At 52.5% G+C, this 15,861-nt stretch carries 16 protein-coding genes; 10 read left to right on the top strand and 6 right to left on the bottom strand.

Features of this window, described 5'->3' with window-relative positions; translation table 11 throughout:
• Nucleotides 1-28: 28 nt before the first annotated feature.
• A complete protein-coding gene (gene yhcN / locus EQV24_RS12090; protein ID WP_013098973.1) occupies nt 29-292 on the bottom strand; it encodes a peroxide/acid stress response protein YhcN in 264 nt (87 codons plus the stop codon).
• A gap of 375 nt (nt 293-667) precedes the next feature.
• Nucleotides 668-1,138 carry a transcriptional regulator ArgR gene (gene argR, locus EQV24_RS12095; protein ID WP_013098972.1) on the bottom strand — a complete coding sequence of 157 codons (471 nt, stop codon included), beginning with the start codon at nt 1,136-1,138 and terminating at the stop codon, nt 668-670.
• Nucleotides 1,139-1,535: 397 nt separating this feature from the next.
• Here argR and mdh point away from each other — a divergent pair, with 397 nt between their 5' ends.
• Nucleotides 1,536-2,474 (top strand): malate dehydrogenase, encoded by a 939-nt coding sequence (mdh, locus tag EQV24_RS12100; RefSeq protein ID WP_130626641.1) that lies wholly within the window; start codon nt 1,536-1,538, stop codon nt 2,472-2,474.
• A gap of 51 nt (nt 2,475-2,525) precedes the next feature.
• Here the strand turns inward: mdh and degS are convergent, their stop codons facing one another.
• The 3 genes from degS to zapG form a co-directional block, all read right to left on the bottom strand.
• Nucleotides 2,526-3,593: an outer membrane-stress sensor serine endopeptidase DegS gene (gene degS / locus EQV24_RS12105; RefSeq protein WP_013098970.1), complete on the bottom strand. Its 1,068-nt coding sequence runs from the start codon at nt 3,591-3,593 to the stop codon at nt 2,526-2,528.
• 93 nt (nt 3,594-3,686) lie between these two features.
• Nucleotides 3,687-5,054, bottom strand: a complete 1,368-nt coding sequence (gene degQ, locus EQV24_RS12110; RefSeq protein ID WP_130626642.1) for a serine endoprotease DegQ — start codon at nt 5,052-5,054, stop codon at nt 3,687-3,689.
• A 172-nt stretch (nt 5,055-5,226) separates the two neighbouring features.
• The gene (zapG, locus tag EQV24_RS12115; protein ID WP_008502832.1) at nt 5,227-5,625 is read right to left on the bottom strand and encodes a Z-ring associated protein ZapG; all 399 of its coding nucleotides are present in this window, start codon (nt 5,623-5,625) and stop codon (nt 5,227-5,229) included.
• 189 nt (nt 5,626-5,814) lie between these two features.
• Between zapG and zapE the strand changes: the two genes are divergently transcribed.
• From zapE to EQV24_RS12165, 9 genes are all read left to right on the top strand, one after another.
• The gene (gene zapE / locus EQV24_RS12120; protein ID WP_045902598.1) at nt 5,815-6,939 is read left to right on the top strand and encodes a cell division protein ZapE; all 1,125 of its coding nucleotides are present in this window, start codon (nt 5,815-5,817) and stop codon (nt 6,937-6,939) included.
• Nucleotides 6,940-7,228: 289 nt separating this feature from the next.
• Nucleotides 7,229-7,657 (top strand): 50S ribosomal protein L13, encoded by a 429-nt coding sequence (gene rplM, locus EQV24_RS12125; protein WP_013098967.1) that lies wholly within the window; start codon nt 7,229-7,231, stop codon nt 7,655-7,657.
• A gap of 15 nt (nt 7,658-7,672) precedes the next feature.
• Complete coding sequence (gene rpsI, locus EQV24_RS12130; protein WP_000829818.1) at nt 7,673-8,065, top strand: 30S ribosomal protein S9; 393 nt, start codon at nt 7,673-7,675, stop codon at nt 8,063-8,065.
• A gap of 308 nt (nt 8,066-8,373) precedes the next feature.
• The gene (gene sspA / locus EQV24_RS12140) at nt 8,374-9,012 is read left to right on the top strand and encodes a stringent starvation protein SspA (RefSeq protein ID WP_013098965.1); all 639 of its coding nucleotides are present in this window, start codon (nt 8,374-8,376) and stop codon (nt 9,010-9,012) included.
• A gap of 5 nt (nt 9,013-9,017) precedes the next feature.
• Nucleotides 9,018-9,515, top strand: coding sequence for a ClpXP protease specificity-enhancing factor (gene sspB / locus EQV24_RS12145; protein ID WP_130626643.1), 498 nt, complete (start codon nt 9,018-9,020; stop codon nt 9,513-9,515).
• 421 nt (nt 9,516-9,936) lie between these two features.
• The gene (locus EQV24_RS12150) at nt 9,937-10,608 is read left to right on the top strand and encodes a DUF1120 domain-containing protein (RefSeq protein WP_038983653.1); all 672 of its coding nucleotides are present in this window, start codon (nt 9,937-9,939) and stop codon (nt 10,606-10,608) included.
• Between the two features lie 110 nt (nt 10,609-10,718).
• The gene (locus tag EQV24_RS12155; RefSeq protein WP_038420707.1) at nt 10,719-11,426 is read left to right on the top strand and encodes a fimbria/pilus chaperone family protein; all 708 of its coding nucleotides are present in this window, start codon (nt 10,719-10,721) and stop codon (nt 11,424-11,426) included.
• Nucleotides 11,427-11,432: 6 nt separating this feature from the next.
• Nucleotides 11,433-13,859 carry a fimbrial biogenesis outer membrane usher protein gene (locus tag EQV24_RS12160; RefSeq protein WP_130626644.1) on the top strand — a complete coding sequence of 809 codons (2,427 nt, stop codon included), beginning with the start codon at nt 11,433-11,435 and terminating at the stop codon, nt 13,857-13,859.
• Nucleotides 13,856-14,407, top strand: a complete 552-nt coding sequence (locus EQV24_RS12165) for a membrane protein (protein WP_013098960.1) — start codon at nt 13,856-13,858, stop codon at nt 14,405-14,407. Before EQV24_RS12160 ends, EQV24_RS12165 begins: the two co-directional genes overlap by 4 nt.
• 30 nt (nt 14,408-14,437) lie before the next feature.
• Here the strand turns inward: EQV24_RS12165 and gltD are convergent, their stop codons facing one another.
• Nucleotides 14,438-15,856 (bottom strand): glutamate synthase subunit GltD, encoded by a 1,419-nt coding sequence (gene gltD, locus EQV24_RS12170; protein ID WP_013098959.1) that lies wholly within the window; start codon nt 15,854-15,856, stop codon nt 14,438-14,440.
• Nucleotides 15,857-15,861: the final 5 nt, after the last annotated feature.

Raw genomic sequence — 15,861 nt, forward strand, 5'->3', positions numbered from 1 at the left:
GATAGTCGTCTTCTGTTATTACTAAAACTTATTTATACAGCTCAGCGGTAGCGTGCCAGTGGTCACCGGAACGCGCTTCAATGATGCGATAGGATGATGCACCTTGTTCTTCCGCTTTTTTGTTCAGCATCTCATGCATGTCCATTGGAGACGTGCCGATTGCGCCGACAGAAACCGTACCGATAGCCTCACGGGATTGCGCCTGATCGGCATTAATGGAGTCTGCTGCGAAAGCACCGAATGACAGGACAGACAGGACGCTCAGCGCCGCTACAGTTGTTTTGATTTTCATGATTTTTACCTCGTCGAATTTTTTAGTGGGGTCTTTGTTTCGTGACCCTCATCACAAAATCAAGTATACACTAATAACGGTAAAAATTAATACCAGGCTAATTGTTTCATGGGTAATTACGTGTTAAACAGCGCAATTTTTATAACCTAATGGCATAATGTTGGTCGTTTTCTGTTCACCCTGGCGTGTTATATCTAAGTAAATCATATGGATAAATGATTTTGATATTTTGTGCGATTCTTTGATTTATCATTCACTGGCTGAATGTTAATGAGTGGTAAAAAGCACTATTTGTTAAATTGAGGACAGGAGAAAACAGGGGATAACGCAGCGGGGGCAGAATGAACCCCGTAGCGACGCTACGGGGAGAGAGGATTACAGCTCCTGTTCGAACAGAACCAGGATCGCCTCGTGGAGATCTTTCACCGAAAAGCCGTTGGCTGGCGTGGTAAAGATGGTGTCATCACCGGCGATGGTACCGAGAATCCCTTCCGTTTTACCCAGAGAGTCCAGCATGCGGGCAATCAGCTGTGCGGCACCAGGGCTTGTGTGGATCACCACAACGGCATCGTTGTGGTCGATATCCAGAACCAGATTCTTCAGCGGGCTGGAGGTTGTCGGCACGCCAAGTTCAGCTGGCAGGCAATAGACCATCTCCATTTTGGCGTTACGGGTACGCACCGCGCCAAATTTGGTCAACATACGGGAGACTTTCGACTGGTTGATATTGTCGAAGCCTTGTTCCTGCAGCGCCTGAACAATTTCTCCCTGAGAACTGAATTTCTCTTCTTTGAGTAGCGCTTTAAACGCCTTTACTAATTCTTCTTGCTTAGACGAGCTTCGCATAAGTCACCCGGAATATGACGATAGAAACAACATTATTATGCATGTGGATGAATTTTTATGCAAATTATCTACCAGGCAGTAGCCTGAAATAATGTTATGAAAGGGAGTGATATTATCAGATTTCGTTATCGGAAAACATGCCTGGGTCACGCCACGCAAATAAGCTTAAAAGTAAATTAAATGTTATCAAAATGATGTTGTTTTGGTGGCGTGGCAGGGTGTATTGTAACCACCTCTTAATTCGTTGCCGTCTGTTGTCAGAAAGTCTTCTGGGAAGAGAGAAAGTCGCGTGACCTCAAATTCTTTAGCTACGAAAATTGTAATTAATTACCTGCTGAATTAAGGTCGCCGCAACGGATTTACAGATACTTAAGTTAACCATAATAAGGAGTTTAGGATGAAAGTCGCAGTCCTCGGCGCTGCTGGTGGTATCGGCCAGGCGCTTGCCCTACTACTGAAAACCCAACTGCCTTCAGGCTCAGAACTCTCCCTGTACGACATTGCTCCGGTAACCCCAGGTGTGGCGGTTGACCTGAGCCACATCCCGACCGCTGTTAACATCAAAGGCTTCTCCGGCGAAGACGCGCGTCCTGCGCTGCAGGGTGCTGACGTTGTGCTGATCTCCGCCGGTGTGGCGCGTAAGCCTGGTATGGATCGTTCCGACCTGTTCAACGTCAACGCAGGCATCGTGAAAAACCTGGTGCAGCAGATCGCTGAAGTGTGTCCGAAAGCGTGCATCGGTATCATCACTAACCCGGTGAACACCACGGTCGCTATTGCGGCAGAAGTACTGAAGAAAGCAGGCGTTTACGACAAGAACAAACTGTTCGGTGTGACCACGCTGGATATCATCCGTTCTAACACCTTCGTGGCTGAGCTGAAAGGCAAGCAGCCTACGGAAGTTGAAGTGCCGGTCATCGGTGGTCACTCTGGTGTGACAATTCTGCCTCTGCTGTCGCAGATCCCAGGCGTGAGCTTCACCGAGCAGGAAGTGGCTGACCTGACCAAACGTATTCAGAACGCAGGCACCGAAGTGGTGGAAGCGAAGGCGGGTGGCGGTTCTGCAACGCTGTCTATGGGCCAGGCGGCTGCACGTTTCGGTCTGTCACTGGTTCGCGCGCTGCAGGGCGAGAAGGGCGTGGTTGAATGCGCTTATGTTGAAGGCGATGGCGAACAGGCGCGCTTCTTCTCCCAGCCGCTGCTGCTCGGTAAAAACGGTATCGAAGAGCGTAAGCCAATTGGCTCGCTGAGCGCGTTTGAACAAAACGCGATGGAAGGCATGCTGGACACGCTGAAAAAAGATATCACGCTGGGCGAAGAGTTCGTTAACAAGTGATCTTGTCCCGGTAAAAAAAACGGAGCGCTACGCTCCGTTTTTTTATGCCCGTCAGTTGGTGGCCGGGTATTCCTGAATGGTCACATGCAGCGTCAGTTTCTTATCGTTGCGCATGACTTCAACCGGGATGATGGAACCCGGGCGAATTTCTGCCACCTGGTCCATCGTCTCAAGCGCAGAGACCGCCGGTGTGCCGTTGACCGACAGAATGACATCATTAACCTGAATGCCCGCATTGGCAGCCGGTCCACCAGGCGCCACTTCGTTAACCACAATCCCCTGAATCTGATCGATCCCGCCACCCTGTGTATGCATAGGGGCAATTTCGCGACCACCAATCCCGATGTAACCGCGGATCACGCGACCGTCCCGGATCAGCTTGTCCATAATTTTGGTTGCCAGCTGGAACGGAATGGCAAAGCCGATTCCTTCCGGCGTCTCGCCATCGTTGCTTTTATCGAAGGAGAGGGTGTTGATACCCATAAGCTCGCCCAGCGAGTTGACCAGCGCGCCGCCGGAGTTCCCGTGGTTGATGGAGGCATCGGTTTGCAGGAAGTTCTGCCGTCCCGATGGGTTCAGACCGATGCGACCCGTGGCGCTGATGATCCCCTGGGTGATGGTCTGCCCCAGGTTGTATGGGTTACCGATAGCCAGAACCACATCGCCAATGTGCGGAGTGCGTTTTCGGTTGATCGGAATCACGGGCAGCCCGCCGGTGGCGTTGATTTTCAGCACGGCCAGATCGGTCAGGCTGTCAGAGCCGACAAGTAAGGCCTCAAACACGCGGCCATCCTGAAGTGCGACGATGATCTGATCAGCATCGTTGATCACGTGCTTGTTGGTAATGATGTATCCGCGATCGTCCATAATCACGCCGGAGCCGAGGGTACGGATCTCCAGCTGGTTATGGGCTGAACTGTTAAGACCACGGTTGTAGACGTTCACCACTGCGGGTGCGGCACGGCGAACGGCCTGATTATAGGTGGCAGGCGTTTCATCCGCGCTGTCAAACTGGGGAGCCGACAGCTTGTTGAACTGGCGTAAAGACGGCATGGCCGCTAACAGCAGGCCCGCAACAATCAAACCGATGGCAATGGAACGAAAGAGCTTTAAAAGCATGATGCGCGTGTCGTTAAAAAAGGAACGGTTTGCAGCATAACATGAGTTATCCCGGACATCACACGCGGCGGTGATACCCGGGATAGCAAATGCTTAGCGCAACAGAATATAGATAGATTCGTTGCCGCGCATAATTTGCAGGGCAATGACCGTTGGTTTACTTTCCAGCACCTTGCGCAGCTCAGCGATAGACTGCACGCGGGTGCGATTCACGCCGATGATCACATCATCCTGATGCAATCCCGCCTGCGCGGCAGGGCTGCTCTTCTCTACGGTATCGATGCTGATGCCTTTGGTGCCGTCTTTCAGCTGCCCGTCGCTGAGCGTCGCGCCCTGCAGTGCCGGGGCGATAAGCTCCGCACTGGCGGAGGAAGAGGTGCTCTTGTCCAGCGTCACTTCCACATTCAGCGGTTTGCCGTCACGAATCAGGCCCAGCTTCACTTTGGCGCCCGGTTCGGTGGTGGCGATACGTGAGCGCAGCTCTGCAAAGCTGCTCAGCGGCTTATCATTCAGGCTGACGATCACATCACCTGATTTAATGCCCGCTTTTGCCGAGCCGGAATTGGGCAGCACTTCACTGACGAACGCACCGCGCTGCACGTTGATGTTGAACGCTTTTGCGATATCGGCGCTCATCTCCATCCCTTTGATGCCCAACAGGCCGCGTTTGACTTCTCCAAACTGGATAAGCTGCTGTGCCAGCGTTTTGGCCATATTGCTGGGAATCGCAAACCCGATCCCGATACTGCCGCCACCTGGCGCGAGGATTGCTGTGTTAATACCAATCAGCTCGCCGTTAAGGTTCAGCAGCGCCCCGCCGGAGTTCCCGCGGTTAATGGAGGCATCGGTCTGGATAAAGTTTTCCAGGCCTTCAAGATTCAGGCCGCTGCGCCCCAGCGCGGAAATGATCCCGGAGGTCGCCGTTTGTCCTAAACCAAAGGGGTTGCCCACGGCAACAGCAAAGTCGCCGACGCGCAGTTTGTCGGAGTCCGCGATGGCAATCTGGGTCAGATTACTTGGGTTTTGCACCTGCAACAGCGCGATGTCGCTCTGGTCATCGCCGCCGATCAGTTTGGCATCAAATTCCCGACCATCATTCAACTGCACGCTGATTTTATCGGCCTGGCTGATAACGTGGTTGTTGGTCAGAATATAGCCTTTGGCCGCATCAATGATGACGCCTGAGCCCAGCCCTTCAAAAGGCTGAGCCTGCTGGTCGGGCGACTCATCGCCAAAATATTTTTTCAGTTCTTCAGGTACGCGCTGGCTTTGCACGGCAGTGCCTTCTACCTTCACGCTGACTACTGCAGGCAACACTTTTTCCAGCATGGGTGCGAGGCTCGGAATCGCCGTCTGGCCCGGCACCTGCGAGGGAAGGGCGGCAAAGGCAGGGAAGGACGCCGAGAGAGATAACCCGACACTTAACGCTAACGCGCTCAACAGCTGGTTCTTTTTCTTCATCGATGCTGACTCTCGTAACCTGGAGTAAAGGAAAAAACGGGCCCAAAAACACGTTGATGTTATTGAATTTTAAACCGCTGAACAATGAGGTGTTTAACTAAATAATAGCTGGGGTCAGGAAGAAAAGACGGGCGCAATCGTTGCGCCCGTAAAATAATTTCAGGTTGTGTGATTAATCGCGCTTAACACCGCCGCGCAGCAGGCCGGACGCGCCATCAGAATAGTCGCGAGGCATCTGAACAGGGGCCTGATCGTTACCGGCCTCAGAGTCTGCCAGACGGTTGCGGAACGGGTTGGTTTCCGCGGTCATTTCCGGCAGCAGGCTGCTGGAGCTTTTTGCCATGTGCTGATACAGCTGGCGGTAGTCGGTCGCCATGTTGTCCAGCAGCTCAGCGCTACGGGCAAAGTGGCTGACCAGCTCTTCGCGGTACTCTTCCAGCTCGGCTTTGTTCTTTTCCAGTTCGTATTGCAGTGACTGCTGCTGACGCAATTTGCGATTACCGAAACGCATGGCCACAGCACCGATCACGATGCCGACGACTAAACCGATTAGCGCATATTCCCAGGTCATGAACTTCTCCCGTTGTCTTGTTGTTCCGTAGGGTGTTGGCTCGGCTCCTGCCTGTGCCTGATATTGCCACTATAACCGCTATTTCTGCAGAAGTGGAATCCTGACGTATCATCGCGTAGTGTAGAACGGCCTTTTTTTCATCAGTCACGCCTGCTGATGAGGTTTAATTGAAGGAATAACAACAAGATTATGCAAAACCTGTCCCCCGCATCGCGATATCAACTGGCCCTGGACGAGGGCTCACATCAGCCGGATGACGTTCAACGTGAAGCGGTTAACCGTCTGGATACCCTTTTCCATGAGCTTACGGCAAAACCTGCGGAAGCAGGGCAGAGCGGTGGGCTGAAGGCGGCATTGAGCCGGCTGCTCGGAAAAAAAGAGCCACAGGCTAACGCTCCGGCACGCGGTTTATATATGTGGGGCGGTGTCGGTCGCGGGAAAACCTGGTTGATGGATCTGTTTTATCAGAGCCTGCCGGGTGAGCGTAAACAACGCCTGCACTTCCACCGCTTTATGCTGCGGGTGCATGAAGAGTTAACGGCGCTGCAGGGCAAAAGCGATCCGCTGGAGATTGTGGCTGACAGGTTTAAGGCCGAAACGGACGTCCTCTGTTTCGATGAGTTTTTTGTTTCGGATATCACCGATGCCATGCTGTTGGGCGGCCTGATGAAAGCGCTGTTTGCCCGCGGCATCACGCTGGTCGCCACCTCGAATATTCCGCCGGATGAGCTGTATCGTAACGGCCTCCAGCGGGCGCGTTTCCTGCCTGCCATTGATGCCATCAAACAGTATTGTGACATTATGAATGTTGATGCGGGCGTGGATTACCGTTTGCGCACGCTGACTCAGGCGCACCTGTGGCTCTCACCGCTGAATGCCGAGACCACCCGCCAGATGGATAAACTGTGGCTGGCGCTGGCGGGAGCAAAGCGCGAAAACGCCCCGACGCTGGAGATTAACCATCGTCCGTTGCCTACGCTCGGTGTTGAAAACCAAACGCTGGCGGTCTCTTTTGCAACGCTGTGCGTGGATGCCCGCAGTCAGCACGACTACATCGCCCTTTCGCGCCTGTTCCACACGGTGATGCTGCTGGATGTACCCGTCATGACACGGCTGATGGAAAGCGAAGCGCGACGCTTCATTGCGCTGGTGGACGAGTTTTACGAACGCCACGTCAAGCTGGTGGTGAGCGCCGAGGTGCCTTTATATGAGGTGTATCAGGGGGAACGTTTGAAGTTTGAGTTCCAGCGCTGCCTGTCGCGCCTGCAGGAGATGCAAAGCGAGGAATACCTGAAGCTGGAGCATATGCCTTAAATGCTACCCTCTCCCCGTGGGAGAGGGGCTGGGGGTGAGGGCACCGGACCGCAAAAACTCGCCCCCCGAAAAACCCATTCCAAATCACATTTAAGGGTCGATCTTTGACCTCAACTTCTCTATAATCTTGCGACCCCACGTTACGAGAAGGTTTTTTTCCCGAAACTTTCTATGTGTCGGCATGAGCTATTCGAAGGGGTAGGTTTGCCGGACTTTGTCGTGTGAACCTCAACTGACTAAACGTTTGGGTGTTCACCAACGTGTAACTTATTATTTGGGTAAGCTTTTAATGAAAACTTTTACAGCTAAACCAGAAACCGTACAACGCGACTGGTATGTTGTTGACGCGACCGGTAAAACTCTGGGCCGTCTGGCTACTGAACTGGCTCGTCGCCTGCGCGGTAAGCACAAAGCGGAATACACTCCGCACGTTGATACTGGTGACTACATCATCGTTCTGAACGCAGAAAAAGTTGCTGTAACCGGCAACAAGCGCGAAGACAAAATGTACTACCACCACACTGGCCACATCGGTGGTATCAAAGAAGCGACCTTTGAAGAGATGATTGCTCGCCGTCCTGAGCGTGTGATTGAAATCGCGGTTAAAGGCATGCTGCCAAAAGGCCCGCTGGGTCGTGCTATGTTCCGTAAACTGAAAGTTTACGCAGGTAACGAGCACAACCACGCGGCACAGCAACCGCAAGTTCTTGACATCTAATCGGGATTATAGGCAATGGCTGAAAATCAATACTACGGCACTGGTCGCCGCAAAAGTTCCGCAGCTCGCGTGTTCATCAAACCGGGCAACGGTAAAATCGTAATCAACCAGCGTTCTCTGGAACAGTACTTCGGTCGCGAAACTGCCCGCATGGTAGTTCGCCAGCCGCTGGAACTGGTTGATATGGTAGAAAAACTGGATCTGTACATCACCGTTAAAGGTGGTGGTATCTCCGGTCAGGCAGGTGCGATCCGTCACGGTATCACCCGCGCTCTGATGGAGTACGACGAATCCCTGCGTTCTGAACTGCGTAAAGCTGGCTTCGTTACTCGTGATGCTCGTCAGGTTGAACGTAAGAAAGTGGGTCTGCGTAAAGCACGTCGTCGTCCACAGTTCTCCAAACGTTAATCATTTTCTGCTCACGCAGAACGATTGGCGAAAAACCCGCTTCGGCGGGTTTTTTTATGGGTAATGCTCAGGTTATCCACATTATCAATGCATATATCTCCTCTTTTTCCGCATTTCCAGAATCCCCTCACCACAAAGCCATCAAAATCTGGTAAACTATCATCCAATTTTCTGCCCAAATATCGGTGAATACTCGATTTTTGTTCGATTCTTGAACAATGTGTCTTCTCTGGGATGGGCGCTACATCATCTGGCTGGCCCCACCGGGCCGGTAGCAGTAAAAATTCTGAATATACCTGGAGGTTTTCATGGCTGTCGCTGCCAACAAACGTTCGGTAATGACGCTGTTTTCTGGTCCTACTGACATTTATAGCCATCAGGTTCGTATCGTGCTGGCCGAGAAGGGTGTCAGTTTTGAGATCGAGCATGTGGAAAAGGATAACCCACCTCAGGATCTGATCGATCTCAACCCGAGCCAAAGTGTACCAACGCTGGTGGATCGCGAGCTGACCCTGTGGGAATCCCGTATCATTATGGAATACCTGGATGAGCGTTTCCCGCATCCACCGCTGATGCCTGTTTACCCTGTGGCGCGTGGCGAAAGCCGCCTGTACATGCAGCGTATCGAGAAAGACTGGTACACGCTGATGAACGTGATCGAAAACGGCTCTGCTTCAGAAGCAGACGCTGCACGTAAACAACTGCGTGAAGAGCTGCTGGCGATTGCCCCTGTGTTCGGCCAGAAACCGTTCTTCCTGAGCGATGAGTTCAGCCTGGTGGACTGCTACCTGGCACCGCTGCTGTGGCGCCTGCCGACACTTGGCGTTGAATTCAGCGGCCCGGGCGCAAAAGAGCTGAAAGGCTATATGACCCGCGTCTTTGAACGCGACTCCTTCCTGGCATCCTTAACTGAACCGGAACGTGAAATGCGTCTCGGCCGAGGCTAATGACTGTGGAAATGCCACAACTTTCACCACGCCGTCCGTATCTGCTGCGCGCCTTCTATGAATGGCTGCTGGATAACCAGCTCACGCCGCACCTGGTTGTGGATGTGACGTTGCCGGGCGTGCTGGTTCCGATGGAATACGCGCGTGACGGACAGATCGTTTTGAACATTGCCCCCCGTGCGGTGGGTAATCTTGAACTGGCGAACGACGAAGTGCGTTTTAACGCGCGTTTCGGCGGCGTACCGCGTCAGGTTTCCGTGCCGCTGGCCGCGGTGCTGGCTATCTACGCGCGGGAAAACGGCGCGGGTACGATGTTCGAGCCGGAAGCGGCTTACGATGAAGACGTTGCCAGCCTGAATGAAGACGATGCAACCGGGGAGCGAGACAGCGACACGGTGATGTCGGTTATTGACGGCGACAAACCTGACCGCCAGGATGAAAACGATCCTGATGACGATCCGCCACCACGCGGCGGGCGTCCGGCTCTCAGAGTGGTAAAATAAGCGTCATCCATTATAAAATCCAGCCCTCCTCAGTCGGCTGGATTTTTTTTGTCGATGTAAAGATTAAGCGCCTGTTGAACGAATATTTTTTCTATGTATAGATTTGTACAAAATTAAGACAGTGCAATGCTTTATTCTATATGACAGAAATTTTGGAATACAAAGCCAGCGAAAATAAATCATCGCAAGCAATAATTATTCTGAATACAAATGGTCTAAAAAGAACTGGAAACCTCTGTTTTATAAACCCTGCCTATTGTTTGAGTAAATCTAAAAAGAAAAGTTAATAAACCTAAGTTGCATGTATTTATGATTTCTATATTATCGCACCATGCATTTTGCAAACGGAGGTAATAGCGACTATCAAGGATGAATTCAGTCGAATTTTATTTTCTTTAAATCATAAGTTATGGATTAACTCGTGAAAAAAATTCTATTGGCTACAGCATTATTCCTTTGCGTAAACTCTACGTTTGCCGCTGAAACCGCGATATTGAAAATTAAAGGGACGCTGACAGCCTCGGCCTGTACTCCTGAATTTAGCAATGGCGGCGTGGTTGACTATGGAAATATCCGCTTAGGTGAATTGTCCTCTACGGCGGTGAACCAGTTAGGGCAACGGAATATCGATCTCACCATCACCTGCACGGCAGCAACAAAAGTGGCCTGGAATATGATAGACGATCGCGCCGACTCTAACGCAGGATTAACCGTTTCTGCCGGTACATTTACGGGTGGGGCACAGAGTGCGACTAACCAGACCTATGGCGTTGGCAAAGCAGGCACGGTAAATATTGGCTCTTATGCCATGTTTATGAAGGTGAATAGCGTTACTGCAGACGGAAAATCTGTCGATCCAATATATCAGCAGAATGGCTCAACGACCTGGGCTAAGAGTACTGATGGTTCAAGTCAGGGTGAAAATAATCGTAATATTACCGTCGCATTAGCGGGAAGTATTGACCCGCTTGCTTTCCAGACAGCAACATTTCCGCTGGTAACGTCTCTGGCTATTCAGAATACCACAACGCTTGCCATTACCGATGATACCCGGCTGGATGGTCAGTTGACGATCAGCCTAAAGTATCTGTAATTCTTTCAAATTTAAAGTGAGTTAAATTTAATGCAGAGGGAATACGCTTTCTCTCAAAAATAAGCGCCATCAACACGGAATGTTAAGTAGTGCTTTCAAGGAATATACATATGACATGCTCTAAAAAGGTTTTATTTAAAACACTCGCTGCCGCAGCTTTATTCTCTGCACAGTTTGGCGTACATGCAGCCGGTATGGTGCCAGAAACCAGTCTGCTGGTGATTGATGAAGCGACCCACAGTGGCACCATCAACGTCAAAAATACCGATAGCCATCCGTCGCTACTGTACACCGACGTGGTGGATCTGCCGGATGATAAAGGCCTGAAACTCGTCACGACTCAGCCTGTGGTACGACTCGAGCCCGGTCAGACTCAGCAATTGCGCTTCATCCTGCAAACCAGCAAACCGCTGGACGTTGAGCACTACAAGCGTGTGACCTTTGAAGGGATCCCGCCGAAGAGCGATGACAATAAAGTGAAAATTGGCATCAATATTCGTCAGGACCTGCCCGTACTGATTCGCCCTGCGAAGCTGGCCGTGGTAACCGATGCGTGGAAATTCCTCGAATGGACCGCGTCAGGCACGTCCGTCACGGTAAAAAACCCAAGCAAATATGTTGTGCGTCTGGCACAGAACGTGGTGCTGCAGCCTTCAGGCATCAGCGGATCGCTTGCCAAAACCTACATTTTACCCGGTGAAACCATGACGGTTTCTATGGGCAAATCCGTCAGTGGAAACACGAAAGTTAAGTTTTTCCCGGCCAGCCGCTATGGGGTCGAAGTGCCCAGCTTTATCTCGGATCTCAATAAAAAATAAAGGATTATGGCGGTGCGTAAAAAAAGCCAACTTGCACTTTTTGTGCGCGCTGTGATTTATAGCGCAATACCTCTGATGTTGCTTGATGCTCCCTCCCTCCACGCGAGGGAGGTGACGTTTGATACTGATATCCTGAAATCACGTGGTCTTGGGGCCGATCTAAACCGCTATTTTGCACAAGCGCCGCGCTTTTTACCGGGGACGCATTCCGTTTCTGTCAAAGTGAACGGTAACGATCGCGGAACAGCGGCCGTACGCTTCAGTGAAGACGGAACGATGTGCGTTGATAACGACTTCATGGAATTTGCAGGTCTCATGCCGGTGCCCATAAAGGCGAATGAGACCTGCCATGATCTGCGTAGCGATTACGCTCAGGCGGTGATCAATCCCTTGCCAAACCAGGAAGCGGTCGAGCTTTATCTGCCAGCGGAAGCACTTAACAGCCTGAGCGCTGATGTCAAAAATTTCCAGCATGGCGGCACGGCAGGCATGCTTAACTACTCGCTCTTCAGCACCAAAAACGAATACAGCGGAAGTGACAGCAGCAGTAACCGTTACTCACAGGCAAGCCTGGAGGCGGGCTTCAACGCGATGGACTGGTCGCTACGCAGCCGCTATATCCTGACGGATGACAACGGCAACCGAAACGCAGAGAGTATTTATACCTACGCAGAGCATGTGTTTGTTCCTCAACGCCTGACCATGCAGGTGGGGGAAATTAACGCCATGTCAGATGTGTTAAGCGGCGTCCCGATTACCGGTGTGCAGTTAATGCCGACCAGCGGTCTGCAGAAAGACAGTTCGGGGGTGAGCGTATCCGGTATTGCCCGAACCTCGCAGGCGCGCGTTGAAGTGCGTCAAAACGGAAGACTCATTTTTAACACGTTAGTCCCGGCGGGCCCGTTCACGCTGGATGACGTCCCGATGGTCCGTAACAACGTCGATCTTGACGTCACCGTTGTGGAGTCCGACGGTTCGACCAACCGCTACATTGTTCCCGCCGCATCCGTAAAAGCCCGAAATCTTTCAAAACCAAACGGCCTGACCGTTTCGGCGGGCCAGGTGCGTGGTATAGACAGTGACTACAGCGATCCGCTGGTGTTCAACGTATCCGATGGCTGGCGAATTTTCCCCTGGATGAACCTGCTTGCCTCCGGCGTGGTGGCCGAAGATTACCAGGCCGCGGGGGCGCGCACAGAATTTATGGTTACCGATGGCTGGAACGTCTCTACCAGTATGGCCGCCAGCAACGCGCAATTTGGCGACAGTAATAACGGTATCAAAAACGAACTCCAGAGCGATTACTCGTTGACTGAGAATGTCGGCCTGTCTGCCAGCGTGGCGCATTACAGCGGTGATTATCGTGAACTCGCAGATGCCATGGATGATGATTATCAGGGCTATGACAACAGTTATTCGGCCAACGTACGTTGGTCCACAGAATTGGCCGGGGCATTTAGCGCGGGCCTGAGCTACAACCAAGCCGCAGGAGACGGCGAAGATTCCCGCTACTTGCTTCTGTCGTGGGGGAAAACCTTCAAATACGCTTCAATCAACGTGAACTGGCAAAGCGCAGTGGGCAGCACGGATGACGACCAGGACGACGATCTGCTCTATATCAACCTCAGCATTCCATTAGGCGGTTCGCAGAGCCTGAGTTCGTATATGCGTAAGCAGGGCGACAGCACCAGCTATGGTCTGGCGAACAGCGGGTCGCTGGGGGAGAACACCAACTACTATATTTCTGCCGATCGTGATGACGAATCACAGGAAAACAGCTTCAACGGCAACATCAACACTAATCTTCACTACACCCAGCTTAGCGTCGGGGGCGGTACCAGCGGCGATCATCAGCGTAACTACAATGCGACCCTGTCTGGCGGCATTGCGATGCACAAAGACGGTGTGACCTTCTCGCCGTATTCCATCAAGGACACGTTTGCCATCGCCAGACTCAGCGAACCGAAAGCGGGCGTTGAGATCACTACGCCGCAGGGCACCGTCTGGACCGACCGCTGGGGCCAGGCTGTCATTCCCGGCCTGACTGAATGGCGTAACTCACGTATCGAAGTGGATGCGAACAAGCTACCGCAGAGCATGACCCTGGCGAACGGGACCAAATATATTGCTGCTGCACATGGCTCGGTAAGCGAAGTGAGCTTTAAAGTATTGAACAGTCGCCGCGTGATGTTACGTATTAAGCAGGCCGACGGGAAGCCGCTGACGAAAGGTCTGTCGGTGGTGGATGATAAAAATAACTACGTGGTGACGGTGGTTGATGACGGACATGTCTTCCTGAACGATGCCGATCAGATTAGCGCGCTTTATGCCGTTGATGATGACAATAACCGTCTGTGCAAACTTGATTTTACGCTTCCTGAAAAGCACGACGAAGACGCGTTTTACGAAGAAGTTAACGGAGTATGTCGATGAACATTCAACGTCTGGCTGCGCTATTGCTGCTTGCTTTACCGTGCCTTTCTTATGCTGACGATTGTCAGCTAACGCTCTCTCAGCCGGTTGTGGATTATCATCAGATGCGGCGTGACAGCATTGTCACCAGCCAGCAGAGCTGGAACAAAATGCCGGAAAAAGACATAAATGTCAGCGTCTATTGCCCGGAAAAACAGCAGATGGCGACGCTGTTACAGGGGGCTTCTGGTCAGAAAGGGCGTTTTCAGTTTGGTCAGAACGGTGGTGTGGCGATAAAGGTCAGCAACCTGACGCTGGATGGTAAAAGCTACAACGTAGGGAAAACAACGGATCAGGTGAATTTTACGCCGGATACTGATAATGGGTCATCGCTCTATATCCGCAATAACGAGGCTGTCGTGGCGGTTGAAAACGGCAGGGTACCCAGCGGCCAGCAGATGAACTTTACCGTCACCATTTTCCCGGTGCTCAATGACAGCGCGTTTAACCATATTTCGGATCAAACCGCGCTGGAGACCGATTTAACCTGGCAACTGCTTAAAAAATAAAAGTTGGCCCGGCAATCGCCGGGCCATTTTTTACACTTCCAGATAGTTCAGTATACCGTCTGCCGCCTTACGGCCTTCGGCAATTGCCGTCACCACCAGGTCAGAACCACGAACGATATCACCACCGGCGAAGATTTTCGGGTTGCTGGTCTGGAACGCATTGTCGCTGCCTTCTGGCGCGATAATACGACCCTGCGAATCCAGCTCAACGCTGTGCTTCGCCAGCCACTCCATGCTGTGAGGACGGAAACCGAACGCCATGACGACCGCGTCAGCCGGGATCACGTGCTCAGAACCAGCCACGATCTCCGCGCGACGGCGGCCTTTGGCATCCGGGGCACCCATCTCGGTGCGCGCCATCTTCACGCCGCTCACTTTACCGTTGGCATTCACTTCAATACCCAGAGGCTGGATGTTGAACTGGAACTCCACGCCCTCTTCACGCGCGTTTTTCACTTCGCGTTTTGAGCCCGGCATGTTCTCTTCGTCACGACGGTAAGCACAGATTACGTGCGCCGCGTTCTGACGAATGGAGGTACGCACGCAGTCCATCGCGGTGTCACCACCGCCCAGCACCACCACGCGTTTGCCTTCCATGCTGACGTAAGGCTCATCGGCCGTTTCGCCATATCCCATGATCTGCTTGGTGTTGGCTATCAGGAACGGCAGCGCGTCGTACACGCCTGGCGCGTCTTCGTTCTCGAGCCCGCCACGCATGGACTGATAGGTACCCACGCCCAGGAACACGGCGTCGTAATCCTTCAGCAGATCGTCGAGCTGCACGTCGCGGCCCACTTCTACATTCAGTTTGAACTCAATGCCCATGCCGGTGAAGATTTCACGGCGGCGGGTCATAACCTCTTTCTCCAGCTTGAAGGCCGGGATACCGAAGGTCAGCAGGCCGCCGATTTCCGGATGACGGTCAAAGACCACCGCCTTCACGCCGTTACGGGTCAGGACATCTGCACAGGCCAGGCCCGCCGGACCCGCGCCGATGATCGCCACGCGCTTGTCGGTTTGCTTCACGCCAGTCATATCCGGACGCCAGCCCATCTCAAACGCTTTATCGTTGATGTAGCGCTCAATGTTACCGATGGTCACCGCGCCAAACTCGTCGTTCAGCGTACAGGAGCCTTCACACAGACGGTCCTGCGGACACACGCGGCCGCACACTTCTGGCAGGGTGTTGGTCTGGTGAGAAAGCTCGGCGGCTTCAAAAATACGCCCTTCGTTGGCCAGCTTCAGCCAGTTAGGGATGTAGTTATGGACCGGACATTTCCACTCACAGTAAGGGTTACCGCAGGACAGGCAGCGGTCTGCCTGTGCTTTGGCCTGGCCTTCTGAAAACGGCTCATAGATTTCTACAAATTCAATTTTACGGATCTTCAGCGGTTTCTTTGGCGGATCAACACGCTGCAGGTCGATAAACTGGTATACGTTCTGGCTCATCTGAA

The organism is Enterobacter sp. A8, from assembly GCF_004296595.1.
In the GTDB taxonomy this organism is placed as follows: domain Bacteria; phylum Pseudomonadota; class Gammaproteobacteria; order Enterobacterales; family Enterobacteriaceae; genus Enterobacter; species Enterobacter cloacae.

What these genes read in the sequence shown, in the direction of transcription:
- mdh (WP_130626641.1), top strand. Translation starts at nt 1,536, where the DNA reads ATGAAAGTCGCAGTCCTCGGCGCTGCTGGTGGTATCGGCCAGGCGCTT.
- argR (WP_013098972.1), bottom strand. Translation starts at nt 1,138, where the DNA reads ATGCGAAGCTCGTCTAAGCAAGAAGAATTAGTAAAGGCGTTTAAAGCG.
- rplM (WP_013098967.1), top strand. Translation starts at nt 7,229, where the DNA reads ATGAAAACTTTTACAGCTAAACCAGAAACCGTACAACGCGACTGGTAT.
- EQV24_RS12165 (WP_013098960.1), top strand. Translation starts at nt 13,856, where the DNA reads ATGAACATTCAACGTCTGGCTGCGCTATTGCTGCTTGCTTTACCGTGC.
- zapG (WP_008502832.1), bottom strand. Translation starts at nt 5,625, where the DNA reads ATGACCTGGGAATATGCGCTAATCGGTTTAGTCGTCGGCATCGTGATC.
- yhcN (WP_013098973.1), bottom strand. Translation starts at nt 292, where the DNA reads ATGAAAATCAAAACAACTGTAGCGGCGCTGAGCGTCCTGTCTGTCCTG.
- degQ (WP_130626642.1), bottom strand. Translation starts at nt 5,054, where the DNA reads ATGAAGAAAAAGAACCAGCTGTTGAGCGCGTTAGCGTTAAGTGTCGGG.
- EQV24_RS12155 (WP_038420707.1), top strand. Translation starts at nt 10,719, where the DNA reads ATGACATGCTCTAAAAAGGTTTTATTTAAAACACTCGCTGCCGCAGCT.
- zapE (WP_045902598.1), top strand. Translation starts at nt 5,815, where the DNA reads ATGCAAAACCTGTCCCCCGCATCGCGATATCAACTGGCCCTGGACGAG.
- gltD (WP_013098959.1), bottom strand. Translation starts at nt 15,856, where the DNA reads ATGAGCCAGAACGTATACCAGTTTATCGACCTGCAGCGTGTTGATCCG.
- rpsI (WP_000829818.1), top strand. Translation starts at nt 7,673, where the DNA reads ATGGCTGAAAATCAATACTACGGCACTGGTCGCCGCAAAAGTTCCGCA.
- sspA (WP_013098965.1), top strand. Translation starts at nt 8,374, where the DNA reads ATGGCTGTCGCTGCCAACAAACGTTCGGTAATGACGCTGTTTTCTGGT.
- degS (WP_013098970.1), bottom strand. Translation starts at nt 3,593, where the DNA reads ATGCTTTTAAAGCTCTTTCGTTCCATTGCCATCGGTTTGATTGTTGCG.
- EQV24_RS12160 (WP_130626644.1), top strand. Translation starts at nt 11,433, where the DNA reads ATGGCGGTGCGTAAAAAAAGCCAACTTGCACTTTTTGTGCGCGCTGTG.